Annotated in this window: 18 protein-coding genes and 1 riboswitch; of the genes, 2 read left to right on the top strand and 16 right to left on the bottom strand. The window is 33.3% G+C overall.

Annotation, left to right across the window (positions count from 1 at the left end):
- Position 1: 1 nt before the first annotated feature.
- The 10 genes from IAE51_RS10235 to IAE51_RS10190 all read right to left on the bottom strand — a co-directional run bounded on the left by IAE51_RS10235 (position 2) and on the right by IAE51_RS10190 (position 10,682).
- On the bottom strand, positions 2-592 hold the full coding sequence (locus IAE51_RS10235) for a peptidylprolyl isomerase (RefSeq protein WP_012897543.1): 591 nt from the start codon (positions 590-592) through the stop codon (positions 2-4).
- 102 nt (positions 593-694) lie between these two features.
- Positions 695-1,501, bottom strand: a complete 807-nt coding sequence (locus tag IAE51_RS10230) for a Cof-type HAD-IIB family hydrolase (RefSeq protein ID WP_058204557.1) — start codon at positions 1,499-1,501, stop codon at positions 695-697.
- A 70-nt stretch (positions 1,502-1,571) separates the two neighbouring features.
- Positions 1,572-2,201: a response regulator transcription factor gene (locus IAE51_RS10225; protein WP_003131402.1), complete on the bottom strand. Its 630-nt coding sequence runs from the start codon at positions 2,199-2,201 to the stop codon at positions 1,572-1,574.
- 27 nt (positions 2,202-2,228) lie between these two features.
- Positions 2,229-3,227, bottom strand: a complete 999-nt coding sequence (locus IAE51_RS10220; protein ID WP_012897540.1) for a sensor histidine kinase — start codon at positions 3,225-3,227, stop codon at positions 2,229-2,231.
- Positions 3,224-3,853, bottom strand: a complete 630-nt coding sequence (liaF, locus tag IAE51_RS10215; protein ID WP_012897539.1) for a cell wall-active antibiotics response protein LiaF — start codon at positions 3,851-3,853, stop codon at positions 3,224-3,226. Before liaF ends, IAE51_RS10220 begins: the two co-directional genes overlap by 4 nt.
- Before the next feature lie 166 nt (positions 3,854-4,019).
- Positions 4,020-4,289, bottom strand: a complete 270-nt coding sequence (gene rpsN, locus IAE51_RS10210; RefSeq protein ID WP_033900110.1) for a 30S ribosomal protein S14 — start codon at positions 4,287-4,289, stop codon at positions 4,020-4,022.
- A gap of 97 nt (positions 4,290-4,386) precedes the next feature.
- Positions 4,387-5,685 (bottom strand): LCP family protein, encoded by a 1,299-nt coding sequence (locus IAE51_RS10205; RefSeq protein WP_200095323.1) that lies wholly within the window; start codon positions 5,683-5,685, stop codon positions 4,387-4,389.
- A gap of 30 nt (positions 5,686-5,715) precedes the next feature.
- Positions 5,716-6,915, bottom strand: coding sequence for an FtsW/RodA/SpoVE family cell cycle protein (locus tag IAE51_RS10200; protein ID WP_058203638.1), 1,200 nt, complete (start codon positions 6,913-6,915; stop codon positions 5,716-5,718).
- 380 nt (positions 6,916-7,295) lie between these two features.
- Positions 7,296-7,457: riboswitch (M-box (ykoK) riboswitch) on the bottom strand.
- Between the two features lie 307 nt (positions 7,458-7,764).
- Positions 7,765-8,097 carry a metal-sulfur cluster assembly factor gene (locus IAE51_RS10195; RefSeq protein WP_200095321.1) on the bottom strand — a complete coding sequence of 111 codons (333 nt, stop codon included), beginning with the start codon at positions 8,095-8,097 and terminating at the stop codon, positions 7,765-7,767.
- Positions 8,098-8,282: 185 nt separating this feature from the next.
- Positions 8,283-10,682 carry a YhgE/Pip domain-containing protein gene (locus tag IAE51_RS10190; protein WP_200095319.1) on the bottom strand — a complete coding sequence of 800 codons (2,400 nt, stop codon included), beginning with the start codon at positions 10,680-10,682 and terminating at the stop codon, positions 8,283-8,285.
- 164 nt (positions 10,683-10,846) lie between these two features.
- Between IAE51_RS10190 and IAE51_RS10185 the strand changes: the two genes are divergently transcribed.
- Positions 10,847-11,380, top strand: a complete 534-nt coding sequence (locus IAE51_RS10185; protein WP_003131387.1) for a TetR/AcrR family transcriptional regulator — start codon at positions 10,847-10,849, stop codon at positions 11,378-11,380.
- A gap of 70 nt (positions 11,381-11,450) precedes the next feature.
- Here the strand turns inward: IAE51_RS10185 and IAE51_RS10180 are convergent, their stop codons facing one another.
- Complete coding sequence (locus tag IAE51_RS10180; RefSeq protein ID WP_015426175.1) at positions 11,451-11,798, bottom strand: HU family DNA-binding protein; 348 nt, start codon at positions 11,796-11,798, stop codon at positions 11,451-11,453.
- Between the two features lie 121 nt (positions 11,799-11,919).
- Positions 11,920-12,345: a universal stress protein gene (locus tag IAE51_RS10175; protein WP_200095317.1), complete on the bottom strand. Its 426-nt coding sequence runs from the start codon at positions 12,343-12,345 to the stop codon at positions 11,920-11,922.
- Positions 12,346-12,602: 257 nt separating this feature from the next.
- Here IAE51_RS10175 and IAE51_RS10170 point away from each other — a divergent pair, with 257 nt between their 5' ends.
- Entirely contained in the window at positions 12,603-12,758 is a 156-nt protein-coding gene (locus IAE51_RS10170) for a hypothetical protein (RefSeq protein WP_003131383.1), read from the top strand.
- 115 nt (positions 12,759-12,873) lie between these two features.
- Here the strand turns inward: IAE51_RS10170 and pnuC are convergent, their stop codons facing one another.
- The 4 genes from pnuC to IAE51_RS10150 form a co-directional block, all read right to left on the bottom strand.
- On the bottom strand, positions 12,874-13,605 hold the full coding sequence (pnuC, locus tag IAE51_RS10165) for a nicotinamide riboside transporter PnuC (protein WP_021722038.1): 732 nt from the start codon (positions 13,603-13,605) through the stop codon (positions 12,874-12,876).
- Between the two features lie 196 nt (positions 13,606-13,801).
- A complete protein-coding gene (locus IAE51_RS10160) occupies positions 13,802-14,338 on the bottom strand; it encodes an HdeD family acid-resistance protein (RefSeq protein ID WP_010905603.1) in 537 nt (178 codons plus the stop codon).
- A gap of 226 nt (positions 14,339-14,564) precedes the next feature.
- Entirely contained in the window at positions 14,565-15,893 is a 1,329-nt protein-coding gene (locus IAE51_RS10155) for a glycosyltransferase (protein ID WP_200095315.1), read from the bottom strand.
- Positions 15,886-16,395: a hypothetical protein gene (locus tag IAE51_RS10150; RefSeq protein WP_033900119.1), complete on the bottom strand. Its 510-nt coding sequence runs from the start codon at positions 16,393-16,395 to the stop codon at positions 15,886-15,888. The genes IAE51_RS10155 and IAE51_RS10150 overlap by 8 nt, the downstream gene beginning before the upstream one ends.
- Positions 16,396-16,405: the final 10 nt, after the last annotated feature.

Genomic DNA, 16,405 nt, shown 5'->3' with positions numbered 1-16,405 from the left:
ATTATGGCTCGATAATCTCAACTGATTCAATAACGACATCATCGACTGGTTTATCTTGCGCACCTACACGAACAGCTGCAATTTCATCGAGTACTTTATAGCTTTCTTCATCAACCAATTGACCAAAGACAGTGTGACGGCCATCAAGATGAGGAGTTCCGCCGCCAGTATATGTTTCAGCTACTTCTTCAGGCCACCCTCCTTGGATAAGTGAATCTTTAGGATAAGGCAAGTTTTTATTTTGAACAATGAAAAATTGACTTCCGTTTGTATTAGGTCCAGCATTGGCCATTGACAAAGCTCCCCGAAGATTAAAGAGGTCCATTGAGAACTCATCTTCAAATTTTTCTCCGTAGATTGAAGAACCTCCCATACCAGTTCCTGTTGGGTCTCCTCCTTGAACCATGAAATCTTTGATGATACGGTGGAAAATTACTCCATCATAATACCCCTCTTTGCTAAGTTCAATAAAGTTTTTTACGGTTTTTGGAGCAAGACTATCAAATAATTTTACAGTCATTTTTCCATGATTTGTATTGATAATTGCTGTAGTACCTTTGTAGTTTTCAAGTTCAAGTTGTGGGTAAGTCATATTTTTTAGTTAGTATTTTTATTTCTAAAAATACCTTCCTTTCTTTTTATAAATTAATAAATTTCTGTCAGTAATTTTTACTGACAGTTTTTACTGATAGCTTTAATCAATAATTTTTAAGGCTTGTAAGGCTTTTAGAATTCCATCATTTTCAACAGAATCAGTAATGTAATCTGCTTTTTCTAAAATTTCAGGATGTGAAACCTTCATAGCTACTGACAGACCGGCAAAATCAAAGAGTTCACGGTCATTAAGTCCATCACCAAAGTTCATCATGTTCTCAGCTTTCAGACCAAGTTCTTGTAAAACTTTTTGACAGCCGATTGCTTTAGAACCTTCCATTGGAACAATATCTGAACTGTTTGGATGCCAACGAACCAAACGAATTTTATCGGATAAAGTTTCTGGTAATTCTAATTGGTCATCATGGTCAGAAATTGTCAACATTTGATAAATTTCATTTGTTTTATAATAATTGGGATTTTCTTCCAATTCCGAATAAACTGGACCAATTGCATCACTAGCAATTTTATCCCATTTTGAAATTTTCAAACTATCCGCAGCTACAAAAGAATATCCACTTTGTTCATTTTTCAGCCAAGTGATAATTTCTTCAATTAATTCCTTCGAAAAAGTATTTTTATATAATACTTCTCCTGTTTGTGCATTTTCAACATAGGCACCATTGATTGCTACATAGAAATCTGGTTTTAATGCCCGAACTTCTGGAACAACTCCGAAAAGATTTCTTCCCGTTGCAATTCCTGTCATAATTCCTTTTTCACGAAGTTTATAAAAAACTTCAGTAATTGATTCAGGCATGAAAGCTGAATCTTTGACCCTCAAAGTATCATCAATATCAAAAAAAATGATTTTTATTTTTGGGGCTTTTTCTAATATTTTTTCCATCTTTTTTTCACTTTAATTTTATTTGTACAAACTTAATTATATCATATTTCTAACTTGTTTTTCCTCAGGTTTAAACTAAGTGATGTTGAATGGCATAAATTGTTGCTTGAGTTCGGTCTGACACTTCAAGCTTATTAAAAATATTAGAAACATGAGTTTTGACTGTTTTTAAACTGATAAAAAGTTCATCAGCAATTTCTTGATTAGAAAGTCCCGTCGCAAGTACTTTTAATACTTCTAATTCTCTTTTTGATAAATCATCATATAATTCATGTTTTCGATGTTTTTGTTGAGCAATCTTTTCCTTGACAGCATCGGAAAGGACATCTTCTCCATTGGCAACTTTTCTGATTGCAGATGCAATATCAGCGGCTTGTGATGTTTTAAGAATATAACCTTTAGCTCCAGCAGCTAAAGCTGGAAAAACTTTTTCGTCATCAATAAAACTGGTTAGAATTAAAATTTTTCGTTCTGGATTTTTGGCTAAAATCTTTTGCGTTGCTCCAATTCCATCAAGTCGATCCATCACTAAATCCATGAGAATAACATCAGGGTCAAGCATTTCAGTTTTTAAAAATCCTGACTCGCCATCGGCAGCTTCACCAACCACTTCGATATCGGGTTGAATATTCATGAAACTTGATAAACCTAGTCGCACCATCTGGTGGTCATCAACAATTAAAAGTTTAATTTTTTCCATTTTGTTCTTTCTAAATACGCATCATTTTTAAAGGCTCGGCTTCGCTTTAGGGATAATGATTTCAACAGTTGTCCCCGCACCTGGTGCCGAGATTACTTTGGCATCTCCGCCGATTAATAAAGCACGTTCTTTGATATTGGCTAAACCGTAACTGGCTGTCTTATCACTAGTAGAAACATCAAAACCAACTCCATCATCAGCAATTTTCAAGAAAATGTTTCCAAGTGATTCTCTTAAAGAAACTTCAATGTGCTCGGCTTGCGAATGACGCAAAGTATTCGATAAAATCTCTTGAGCCATTCGAAATAAATTGTCCTCAACATTACTCGTCGCTTCAATGTCAGCCAATTTAACCGTAATATTTGCTGAAATTTTCGCTTGGAGCTCGTCTGTCAGTGCTGACAGCCCTTCTGCTAAACTCTTACCATCTAATTCTACTGGTCTAAGATGTAGTAAGAGTGCTCGCATTTCATTTTGTGCAGAATGGAGCACTTTTAAAACCAATTGTGTCTGTGTTTCGATTTGTTCTTTAGTCAAATTTTGTGTCGAACCAGCAACAGAAGATAAAATCATTGTCGCTGCAAAAAGTTCTTGACTGACAGAATCATGAAGTTCACGTGAAATTCTTTTACGCTCTAATTCAATAATTTCAGCTTTGTCAGCAGATTTTTGCTTAGATAATTCTTGGAGTTCAGCTGACATATTCATAATTTTATCATGAACAGCTTGTAATTCAGGAGATTCAGGTTGTTGATTTTCTTCTAAAAGTTTAATATCATCTTGAAATTTTTGTTGAATAGCCATATTTTCAATATGATTAAAAAGGGTAAAAATCAGCGCAAGTAATCCTGCAACTGATATAAATATCCATAAACCATAGAAATTATCTCGAAGTTCCCTAATAATATTAGCGGTATTTAGTCCCCCTAAAGGTTGACCACTATTCATCATTATAAATAGAAGAAGATACATAATAAGGATGATACTAAAAACTGCTAAAAAGGTTGTGAAAAGTGATTTTTTCATCCTCTAATCACCTCAATATTTCCTGAATCAACACGGATATTGATTTTAATTCGTTTTTCCGCCTGATCTAAATTTTCACTAAAATAACGAACATTTCCCGCATTAATTTGTGCTGCCTCATTGAAAATCTTTACAAGCCCAGCATTTGTTGTTAAATCAAGCGAAACTCCTACGTCCTCAGGAACAATAATTTTTGTATTACCTGTCATTTTTTTAATAGAAAGACTATTTCCAGAAGGTTTAAAAGTAACATCATCAAGATCAATGATATCATTTTGATTTTCATTCATGATTGACTCAGATTCATCTTGAGAAATATCTTCGTAAGAAAAATTTCTTACTCCTCCTTCTCGTGGATTATTTTTCCAAAAAACGATGCAAGCAATCGTAGGGAAGATAATTGCTAACCAGAACCATCCAACTGTGAAGAGAATCATTACCGATATTGCCCAAAAAATGAAACTGATGATACGTAACACACGCGCACGCGAACGAGTCGCCAAGATAGTAAAGAGAATAGCTAAAGCTAGAACTACCCACATACGCGGTGTACTAATCACATGAAAAATCAATCCTAATACAATAAAAATTTCTATAATAAAGATTGCTTTCAATTTTTTATTCATAAATCTATTGTACCAAAAAAAAGCTTACTTTTTCTCGGACTTAAGACTTAAATTTTACTTAAGCAAAATAGAGAAAAAATACTCCATTCATTAAGACGAAGTATTCTTTAAATTACTTAATAAAAAATATTTTTATCATATCCCATAAGATTGTTCAAAAAGATTTCTACCAGCTTGACTTCTTAACCCCTGGAATCTTACCTTCATGCGCCAATTTTCTAAAATTAACTCGTGACATACCAAATTTTCGCATGTAGGCTCTGGGTCTTCCGTCAATTCGATCTCGCATTTTCATTCGATTGGGATGAGAATCTTTAGGAAGTTTTCGGAGAGCTTCATAATTTTTTGCTTTCTTAAGTTCCTGTCTAAGCTCTTGATATTGAGCAACTAATTTTTGTTGCTTTTTAAATTTAGCAATTTTTGATTTCTTCGCCAAAATATTATCCTTTCATTTATTAATTTAGTTAACCAGTTAAGTATATCCTATAAATAAAATAATGTCAACTGGTTAACATTATTTTATTATCTCTATTTTAATTAGCGGCTAAAGCTCCTCCTTGACTTGAAACATAATCTTGGGCATTCTCCTTATTTATTTTTACTAGACTCCCTTTAGTATCCACTCCATAAGTCTCACTTTTTTCACCTTTGATAGTTACCGTCGCAGAAGGCATATAATATTGGTCAATTTGACTTCCAAAATAGTTTTCATAAGTAATGACACTTTGATCAAGCTTATCAGTGACAGACTCATCATTTGCTTGTCTCATTATATTTTGAATAGCCAAATCCACATTTTCTGGTATGAATTCATAACTTCCACCATCCACCATTTGACTTACCCCTTGATATTGAACAGAAACTACCTTATTAAGACAATCTTTATAAGCCATAAGTGCGGTCAAATTAGCAAGATTTATAGAAATGTTAGTTTTAAAATCTGATGAAATATCATTTAAAAATGATTGATATTTAAAAACACTATTAAGACTAAGCATCTTGTTCATTAATTCAGTCATAACTTCTCGTTGATGAGCGGCGCGTCCATAATTCCCATTGGCTAACGTATCTCTATCTCGAGCAAAAACTAAAGCTTGTTCTCCGTTAATGAGCTGCTTAGGATTTCCTGAAAGATAAGGAACATAAGCTTTATATTCAGGTTCTGTATTTGAGATATAAATCGCTCCACTATCTACAATTTTATCTGAACCAGGCAAAGTTATTTTACCTGAATCAGTCCCTTGATAGACATCTGAGCCATTAGTATCATTGACAACTTCTACTCCCCCAACATCATTCACAAGATTTACTAAACCGTCCATATTAACAATCATAAAATTATTAAGATTAAGCCCTACTTGATTACCAATGGTTTTCATGGCATAAGTGACAGCAGATGATAACCCACCATTATTAAATCCTAAAGGATAAGCAGCATTCATTTTTTGAGTAGATTGAATTTTTTCAGATGCATCTTCAATATTCGTCATCGTATCTCGTTCCACTGAAATAATAGTGGTTGTTTTTGTCCGAGGATTCAATGTTAAAATAATTTGAGAATCTGAATTTCCATTCCATGAATCTGCACCCCCCCGACTATTATCACCAGTATCCACTCCCATGAGCAAGATAGTTAGTGGTTTTTTTGCAGATATACTAGAACTTTTTATTTTTGTATTTACATGAGTTTTCGTTAATGTTTTCTCTGCTTGAACATAGATAACCGCACTAACTGCCACGACTAAAATAACAAAAAGGGACATAAAACGAACAAAATATACTTTTTTAGACCTTTTTATTTTTTTCTTTTGTCTAATTTCTTTTCTTTTCATATCAAGAATACTTCTTTCTTTTATTAAAAATTATAACTTACTTAAACTCTTTAATTTTTCGTCAGCCGAGCTATTCAAAACCAGTCCTACTGCCAAAGTTGAAATTAAAAATGATGATCCACCTTGTGATAAAAAGGGAAAGGTGACACCTGTTTCTGGAACCAAACCAATTGCTCCACCTAAATTGACAAAAACTTGTATCAACAAAAAAGATGAACAACCAATTGAAATCATTGAATTAAATGGATCTTTTGCCCGCATCCCCACCAAAAGCATTCGGGTAATCATGAAAAAAATGACAGCTAGGATTATAATTCCACCAATGATTCCCAATTCTTCTACTATTACTGAAAATATAAAATCTGTATGAGCTTCAGGCAAAAATCCTTGTTTTTCAATCGAATTCCCCAGTCCTCTTCCAAACCAGCCACCATCTACAATCGCATAATATGAATTAGCAAGTTGATGACCCGAAGAAGCCAAGTCAGTAAAAGGATTAACGAATGCTTTAAATCGAGCATTAATATAAGATCCTGGAATCAAATCGCCTCCACTGATAAAAAGAAAGAGCAAAAAACTAAGACTAATCGTAAGCAACATCTTCCCATAACCTGAAAACCATCGCCAAGAAATTCCACTTGCACCAATCATTATCAAGGCTAAGAGCCCAATAATTGCTGTATTTCCTAAATTAGGCATACTGAGTTCCACTATCATTAGTAAGATAATCGGAAATCGCCACCCCCCTACAACTTTTTTTATGAGATTGTTACCCTTAAAAATTGCTTGAATATCATTTTTCTCAATCTCTTCTTGTCTGTTAGAAAAGATAGAAGCAAGAAACCAAACTGTAAAAAGTTTTGCAAATTCAACCGGCTGAATAGTTCCAATCCCTGGTAAGGGAATCCATCCATGCGCTCCATTCGCTGATGTATTAGGACCCACCCTTGAATAAATCATCAGCAAGATAATAATTAGAAAAATTATTTTTAAAATCTTTTCATTTTTTATAATTCTTAATTTTACTCGATAAATAATAATTAAAGCCACAAAACTTATAATTATAAAGACTCCTTGAGAAATTGCCAATCGATAAGGAGATAGTCCTCGGTTAATTTGATAGGGGACAGTTGCTGAAAACACCATGAGTAAGCCAACAGCTGAAAGAATCAAATAAGGAATCAAAATAGATAAATCTAAAAAACTATTTTTTGTAATTTTTTTTTCCATAAATGAATCCCCCTTCGTTAATTTTCCAAATGAACGACAAGAGTATTTCTAGTTGCAAATCAATGAATAACTTTTTCTTTCTTATTTTCTTATTTTTTATTGTTGTATGAATTAATATTTTTGTCATCGGCTTGTACCTCAATTTCTGATTTATAGTAGATTTTGATTGTACAGCTCTAACTCAGAGAACTAGATTAGATTGAAGTGATAAAAATGCTTGTCCATTTTTATGCTATCTTTCTTCCTATAGCTCCCAGGGTCTGAGCCACTGTTATTCTGTGCTTCCATTTTCACCACCTCCTTTTTTATAAAAAAATTGCCTACGCCGGTTGAACGTAGACAAGGTATGATTTCAAAAAGATACACTATCAAGTGAACTAAAGTACCCAGTATCGTTCAAGCTTTAGCTCCGCAGGGCGATGTTGTTGCACTATTTCACGCCTTCTTTTTTCGACGTGAACTGTTGGCCCTCTCATCGTGTCTCCACGACTCTGCGGCAGCAACCCGTATCCCTGTGGTAGCCTCACCTACCGATGGTTAGAAAATCTCTAACCAAAATTGCTTAAATTAAATTTTCAAAATATTTCCTAAGCAAAAAAATTATAACACGACCTATACTTTTAGTCAAATAACAAATGTATTACCTAAATTAAATGTTTTTTTATTGGTTTAAACCTCTTGTTATGACTAAGTTTTTAGAAATTAGAACTAAGAAAAAAATATTATTTTTTAAAATAAAATACCAAAGATTAAAATATACAGACAAAAAGCTTATAATTGAATAATGAATTTCGTTAATAAATAAAAAAACTCCCTAGTCAATGCTGACTAAGGAGTTTTTTATTATATTTATCGAATTCCTAAAGCAATACGGGCATAACGACTCATTTTATCAACTGTCCATGCTGGATACCAAACCAAGTTCACCTTGATTTCACCAACTTCTGGCACTGCTTTCAAAGCATCATGAATTTGTTCAGTCAAAAGGTCCGCCAAAGGGCAACCCATTGTTGTCAATGTCATTTTAATTTCTGTAAATCCGTTATCTTCAAAGCTAATTTCATAAACTAATCCGAGGTTGATAATATCAATCCCAAGCTCTGGGTCAATGACGTTTTCAAGGGCAGAGAGAATTTTGTCCTTGATTTCATTCACTTGCTCTTCTGTGTATTTATCTGCCATTTTATCTCCTTAGGCTGTCATAAAAAGCAAAACTTTAAAAGTTGAACGAATGTGCTTTCTAGGACAAATCCAAATTGTCAAATTCTTTTTACAGCTTTATTTTACCAAATTTATTTTAAAATTTCTAGATAAAAAATTACTGACAGAAAAAATTTATTCATAAAATTTTCTGTCAGTAATTTATTTTATGCAAAACGTGAGAATTTCTTGAAGAAACTCAACATGAAAGTAAAGAGAGCGATAATAACCACAAATAGGATTGCTTCTGGTAAAATTGCTCCATTCAAACCAATGGTTTCGCGTAACATTTTTAAACCATAAGTCATTGGTAACCAAGGACTGATGACTTGATATATTTTAGGCGCAAGTTGTAAGGGGTAAGTTCCTGCACTCGTCGCCAGTTGTAGAACTAAGACTACAATCATAAGGAATTCACCAATCTTACCTAGAGCCGTTAAGAAGAAAGTATTGATTGCCATGTAAGCGAAGCTGATTAAAAGTACTGACAACAACATTTCCCACAAATGATTTGGTCTCAATCCAAGAAGAGCAACTGCTCCCCAGACGATGATTCCTTGTAAAAGTGCTACCAAACCATTTGTACCAATTTTCGCCAACATAAATTCGCGACCAGATTTCCATTTTTCACCTGAGAAACCAATTCCAATCACAACATTTGTCGCAAGGGCACCAATAAAGAGAGCAACATTAATCATGTATGGTGTCATTCCTGCACCATTTTCTGGTACATTGTCATGGTCAGTATGTTTAAGTTTCAACGGTGCAGCTACTTTTTTAGCATTTTCATTAGAATTATTAGTTGCTGAGAGAGTATCATCTGCTTTGGTTAACGCTGTTGACAAGTTATTAGCCCCTGTATTTAGCGTTCCCAAACCACTTGTTAAACTTGAACCTCCATTTGCCAATTGTTGTGAACCAGAGGAAATTTGTTGAGCACCCCCTGCCAATTGATTTGAACCTGAAGTTAAAGTTGAACCATTCGCTTGTAATTGTGACAATCCAGAAACTAATTGCATTGTCCCGCTTTGTAAATCTTTTGATTTACTTGCTAATTGTTGAGCGCCAGCGTTTGCTTGATTAACTCCGTCAGCATATTGGGCAAAACCAGAACTTAATTTTTGACTTCCAGAAGTTAACTGGTCATTAAAATTCGTCAAACCAGCATTTAACTGATTGATACCAGGAATAAATTTTGTGTTTACATTAGTGTTTACTTCGTTCAGACCACCTGAAAGGTCAGCAATTATTTGACTTGCGCCTGGAACTAATGTTTTAAGATCAGCAATTTTTCCAAACATTGGTAGTAGACTTGTAAGACTGTCTTGGACTCCTTTAATATTCTTATTTAAAGATAGTAAATCGGTTTGAACTGCTCCAGCACCAACAGAATTATCTAGTGCATTTCTTATATCTGTTTTCTGACTTTCGCTTAAAGTTTTAAAAGTCTCAGTACTTTCAACTGCTGCCTTAGAGGCTACCACTTGATCATTAGCTAGATTTGTGACCGTAGCTCCAAGACCTTCCAAGTTATTTTGGATATTGGCAGCCAAATTTGGGTCAATCGTATTTTTTTGTAACTCCTGATTTAATTCAGTAAGACCATTTTGTACAGCACTAATTTTTTGCTGTTGAGTTTCGGATAAAGTTGTTTTTTGAGCCATTTGACTTAAGCCTTCGGATAGTTGTTGCACACCCGATTGTAATTGACTCACCGCTTCTGACCCTTGAGAAATTTGTGAAATTCCTGCTGACAGCTCTTTTGATTTATCAGCCAGCGTTTGTGTACCTGTTGCTAATTGTTGCGTTCCACTGACAAATTGGTCAGCACCAGAAGAAAGTTGTTGCACACCATCGGCAGCTTGATTCACTCCTGATACATATTTATTTAAGCCTGAATTCAAATTATTTGCGCCGTCAGTAAAAGTTAAACTTGATGAAGATAAAGTATTCAAATTACTACTTAATTCTTTTGAACCATTCAATGCTGACGAAGTTCCATCAGCCAATTTATTTGAACCGTCAGAAGCTTCTTTCATTCCTGACTTCATATCACCAAGTTTAGCGAAAATTTCTTTGGTGTAAGTTTCTGTGATATTTTTAGAAACCTCTGATTTCAGCTGATTCATCGCACTTTCGCTCATTTTTGATGAAATATAGTTATGACCACGTGTCGTTTGATAATCTAACTGAACCGTTTTTGGTTTCTTATTCATTAAGGTTGTTGCATTTTCTGAAAAGTTTTCTGGAAAAGTGATAACCATGTAATAATCACCTTTTTTTATCCCTTTAGAAGCTTTATACTCCGAAACAAAATGATAATCTAAATCCTTTGATTTTTTCATTTCAGCAATGACATCATCACCAAGTTTGAATTTTTTTCCGTTCAATTCAGACGTCTTGTCCAAATTTACAACCGCTACTGGTAAGTCATTCAATTTACCGTAAGGATCCCACATAGAACCTAAGAAAATATAGTTATAAATTGCTGGTACAAGTGCCAAAGCGATAATAACAATAATAAAAAATTTGTGCTTTAAAATGGCTTGCCATTCTTTTTTTAACATCTTTTCCCCTTTCTTTATAGACAACACGTCCAAAAACTGTTACAATACGTATTATAAACTTTTTAGAAAATTTGACAATTATTATCCATTCGGTTTTGGACAGATTTTTAAATCTGTCTAAATAAAGCACTTACATTCTAAAAAGGACGGAGGTCCCCCTTTAAATGTCTAATGACAGCAGAAAAGATCGTACAAAACTTCAACTACGAGATGCCATGATTCAACTTTTAGGCGAGAAATCTTTTGACCAAATTTCAACGACTGAACTTGTGAAATTAGCTAAAGTTAGTCGTAGTAGTTTTTATACTCATTATCAAGATAAATATGACATGATTGAAGCCTATCAGCGTCGACTTTTTGAGACTATTCAATATGTCTTTGAAAAAAATAACGGAAATATTCATGCAACAATGCTTGAAACTTTTGAATTTCTAAAAGGAAATCAAATATATGCCGCTCTTCTTTCGGAAAATGGTAGCAAAGAAATCCACCAGTTTATGTTGCAAAAACTCAAAGAACTTATTCAAAGTTCCTTTTTCCCTCAATCTAAACATCTTAAATTAGGAAAATTAGGGGAAATTTATGCGACAACCTACTATGCTAATGCTATTTTTGGAACTACTCAATCATGGATTCGTCGAAAACAAAAGGAAACACCTACTCAAATTGCTAATCTATTAGTTGAGCTCATAAATTAAAAAAAAACGGTTCTTTTAGAAGAATCGTTTTTTATCATTCTATTTGGAAAATAATAGCCATTAACAGGTGTTAATCATGATGCTGAACTTCCAAAATCATATTGCTCAATGTTTCAATCACCATATCTTCATCAGATAGTTCTTGTTTCGTAGCCAATTTTAAAGCTTTTCCAGCTCTAAATACCGGAATATTTTGTTCGCCTACTAAAATTTTTTCTCTTGAATGAACATCATGACTGACTCTGGCTGCACGTTTACGAACCTCAAAAGTTCCAAAATTTGAAATATGTACGGGAGTCCCTTCAGAAATATAGTAAGTGATTGCCTCGACAAAGGCATTGATTGCCTTTGCTGCATTTACTTTTGAAAGTTCTGTACGGTCTGCTACATAATCAATTAACTCCTGTTTCGACGCCATTAACTCATTCCTCCTATTTTCTACATTCCCCTATCATCCTTTTCTTCACTAACTCTAGTGAATTCTTTTGTCATCATATAAATCTTCATAAAAAATCCTAGCTTACGCCAAGATTTTTTGGTTATTTTACAACCATAACATTGCAAGGCGCATGATTAACAACATAACTTGTCGTCGAACCTACTAGCATCCTGTCTAATAATCCCTTACCATTTGAACCGACTACAATCAAATCCAATTCAAATTGCTTTGCAAAATTAATGATTTCTTTCTTTGGATTTCCTGTAAAGGCATGGACTTCAAACTCAACTTCATCATTAATCAGAACCTCAACTTCAGCAATAATTTCTTTAGATTCTGTTTCTAAATCATCCAAATTAATTGCCAAGGCATACGGAGTTCCCCGAAGTCTTGTTTCGTCTTTAACATGTAAAACAAATAATGAAGTTTTATTTCTTTTGGCAATGGCGACTGCTTCGTGAATTGCTTCTTTCGATTGTTCAGAGCCATCAACTGCAACTAAAATTTTCTTGTATTCATCTCTCATTGTAAACGCCTCCTTTACTATATTCTATGATAAAATATTTAAGAAGTCCAACTAAACACTCACTATATTTTTAGAAGAAACTTTTATTTTTAAGACTTTTTTTCCAATTTTATTTAGAAGTAAAAATATAATTTTATGAAAATATTAAATCACTTTTTTTGATATTCTGATTTCTTTATGCTACAATTTAGTTGGAATTTCGTTATGAACCAATTTGGTTCCCTTTCGTATAATAAATAAAGAAAGGAGAATGTACTATGACATTCACTAACAAAAATAAATTTTTCCAATATACAGTAACTCTAGATACTTCTCATAATATCTTCAGAGCATCACTTGTAAATGATTCAAATATTTATGGTGCTGGAGATACTATTGAAGAAGCTGTACAAAACTTAGAACAATTAGTTTAAGGAGAAAAAAATGGGCGAGTATCCCAATCGATAAAGGCATCTACTTTAATTTTGAGAGTAGGTGCTTTTGTTATACTTTAAATAAAAAAAAGTTGCTCAATGAGCAACTCCCTTTTTAGTTTCTCTCAGTTACTACTTCTCCACTTGCCTTCTTGTCATTCTTCCAAATAGAAAAGAATTTTCCATATAAAGAAGTAACCAAATAGAAAGTAATAGTTAGAAGCATTGCTAAAGAACTTGCAGAATAGCCATCCATAAGTGCTGTTGCCCATAAAATAATCATGACCACATCAGATAAGAGCCAAAGTGAGTAACTATCCCCATAACCTCTAACAACCAAGATTGAAGCCGCAGCTCCAATAATTAAAGTAATAGCATCCCATAAAGGATTGGTGTCTCCAAGTTTTGTATAAATGACTGTAATTGGCCACCAAAGAACCAACATACTGATGATTGTCAAAATCCATCCTTTTGTCTTCATGAATTTGACCCCATTTTCAATTCGATGTCCCCAAGTTTTCCAAGTGAAAATCAATGGCAAGTCAATCAGCAAAACAAAAACAATTTGATCTAAAACAGAGGCATAGTGACCAGCAGTCCAGTTAATATAGATATAACCAAAAGCACTAATCAGCCCCAAAAGACCATTAATTGGTTTTCCAATCATCATGTAAACTGTACATGCCGACCCCATTAAGGTAGCAATCAAAGTGATAATTGATAAGACCGTAATTGTTGACGTTAAAAAGAAAGCCAACTGTACTCCTATGATAAACGAAAGCATGATGCTTCCGGCTGTATTAATTGATTTTAGCTCATCTTTGAGCCATTTGAGATAATTTTTCATTCTCATCCCCAATCTAAGAACGTCAAAAACGTCCACTAAAAATTATATCACGAATAAAAAATTGTCAGACGCTTCCAAATATATTCTTTAGATTTTTTTGAGACCAATCATTATCAATTTTGTTCCATAAAAATTTTATTTATCTCTAATAAAGTTGCATAAATAAAAAAGCCGATATTCATCGGCCTTTTCGTTTCTATTTATCCCATCTGTAATAGTGAATCATTTTGATGAACCCAACAATTAAAAATTCGATTCCAAGAAGTAACCACAAAGTTACCCCTCCCCAAAGCGGAGAAAATACTAAAGTAAAACCAGCAATGATACTAATTACACTTAAGAAAATCCCCCAAAATTTACTATTGAAATTAGTCAAAACTGTAAGAGTTACAATTCCATCTACAATCCAACTAATCCCTACAAAAATACCAATAAGGACAAAAAGCGATTCTGCGGCTGCATTCAAATCTGAAAAAACAAAAATTCCTGCAAATAGGTAGATAAATCCCAACAAGAGATGAGAAATTCTCCAGAAATTTCCTTTTTCTTCACTTCTTTTGACTAGATTTGCTCCAATATAAATGACCCCCATAATTACGAGTGCTACCCCTACAAGAGCTGCGACAATAGCTGCTGTTTTTGTAGGTAAGAATAATATCAATAAACCAATAATAATTGAAATTATCCCACTAAATCCGACTCCGCGTCGAAGTTTTTCAAAATCTGTTAACATAACTTTACCTCCAAAAAATATTCTTCAATTCTCATTTAATTATAACATAATGAATACAATATTTTATTTATGATGATTAAAAATTACGCTTAGTTGTCTTTATACAAGTCATTATTTTTATTATTAGTCTTCTTAAAAAAAAGTTAATTCAAAAAAAGGAGTACTTTAACTCCTCAAAAATTTTCAAATGATAAGATATAAAATCAAACTTTTATCGTTAGTAATTTCAATTATCTTTTTTATTTGTCACTTTTATCCCTTTACGCTCCGGACTTTTCCAGGTTCCAGACCCTAAACCTAGAATAGTTTTTACTGCTGGAATAAAAGTCGTTACAATGGTTAATGCATTCATTACCCAGTAAAAAAGCATATAAAGTGGAGCAAATAATAGATATTTTACTTTTCTTCCACGGTCATCAACTATTAATGAAGCGACTAATTGAAAAGTTCCCGAAATCATTTCAAAGCAAACAAAGAGAAAGGCCATCGTTAACATGTGATAAATCCGTTCTAAGTTTCCGGTAATGGCAAATTGAAATAAAGACCAGATAAAAATTGCTGACGAAATCCAGAAAAAGAATGACCAGATAATGCTGAAACTTTGGTCAATAAACATAATTGTTCGGCCAACGTTGTCAAAAGGGTGTAAAAATACTTTTTTAAAATTAGTCAGCCAAACCTCTGTTCCACCTTTGGCCCACCGTTTCCTTTGACGATAGAGCATTTTCAGAGATTCTGGAACCTCCATAAAAAACATAATACGAGGCGCAAACAATGATAACCAACCGTCCATTTGATGGTCCCAAGCAATACTAATATCTTCTGTGGCTCTATCTTGTCGAAACAAACCGACATCAATTAAGGCATCTTTTCGATACATCGTATTTGCACCACTATAGGCATAAATACTCCCTAGCACACCAAGTTGAGTCCGTTTAATAATTCCTACAATACTAGAAAATTCAACTGTTTGAGATTTCGCAATCAATTTTGCACGATTCTGAACATCCATATTAGCTGTTACTGCTGAGATGTTAGTAGAATCTTGTCGAATAAAATAATTGATATAGCGATTTAAAGAGTCAGGTTCTGGAACAGTATCTGCATCGTTGCTTAAAACTAGTTCTCCTTTTGCAAATCCTAAACCAATATTAAAGGCATGCGCTTTTCCTTTATTTTTTTCAATTCTAATCACGCGCAATTTATCATATTTTTCTTGTAATTCTTTTAAAATTTCGAGAGTTCTATCAGTTGAACCATCATCAGTAACTAGAACCTCATAATTTTCATAATTAATTTTTGTCATTAAATAATTAAGTGTATCTTCAATGACTATTTCTTCATTATGAGCTGGAACCATTATAGTAACAAAAGGTTCAACTTCTACTGGAATATCATCCCAATTCTTTTGCTTATATTTGAACAAAAAGCTATAACATAAGACTCCAATAAACCAGGCGAATCCGCCTAAAATTGGGTAAGTAATTAACACCAGAAATATCAGTGTCAGAATAAAGTCAACAATGCCATTTCCCGTTTGAACAAAACTAATCATTGTTTTCTCCCTTCTGATAAAGCTTTTTCACAAAATCTGTTTCCAAATTTTGCTCTTCTTTGACCGAATAAAAACAAACATTATGGCGAAAATCTTTTGTGCCAAATCGTTCATCATAAGCTTGATTTATTAACTTTCGTCTTACATCGACACGTTCAGCATCGTACTGCTTTTCTTTTTGTAGAAAATGTTTAAAACGATAATTATTCCAAAAAGTTAGGATAATATACAAGATAGATAGGAAAATAAAAGATATAGAAAGAAAAATGAAAAGAAATAAAAGTGTAGTTTTTTCTTCTCTATAAATTATGATATGATCAAAACGTGCTCGATTTGGAAAAACAAAAGGAAAGATAATCCATAAAAATGGAATGATAACACCACACCATCCTAAAAGGGCAATTATAGTTTGAAAAATTTTACTCCCATAATGGCCTTTTTCAAAATAAGGGTCATAGACTAAAGATTTCTTTGCTTCTTCTCGACTGATATTTTTTTTCATTTCAGTCCTT

Source organism: Lactococcus sp. S64, assembly GCF_016516525.1.
GTDB classification, from domain to species: Bacteria; Bacillota; Bacilli; order Lactobacillales; family Streptococcaceae; genus Lactococcus; species Lactococcus lactis.
Note: the sequence above shows the minus strand (reverse complement) of the source record. Positions and strands in the feature narration are given on the sequence as shown.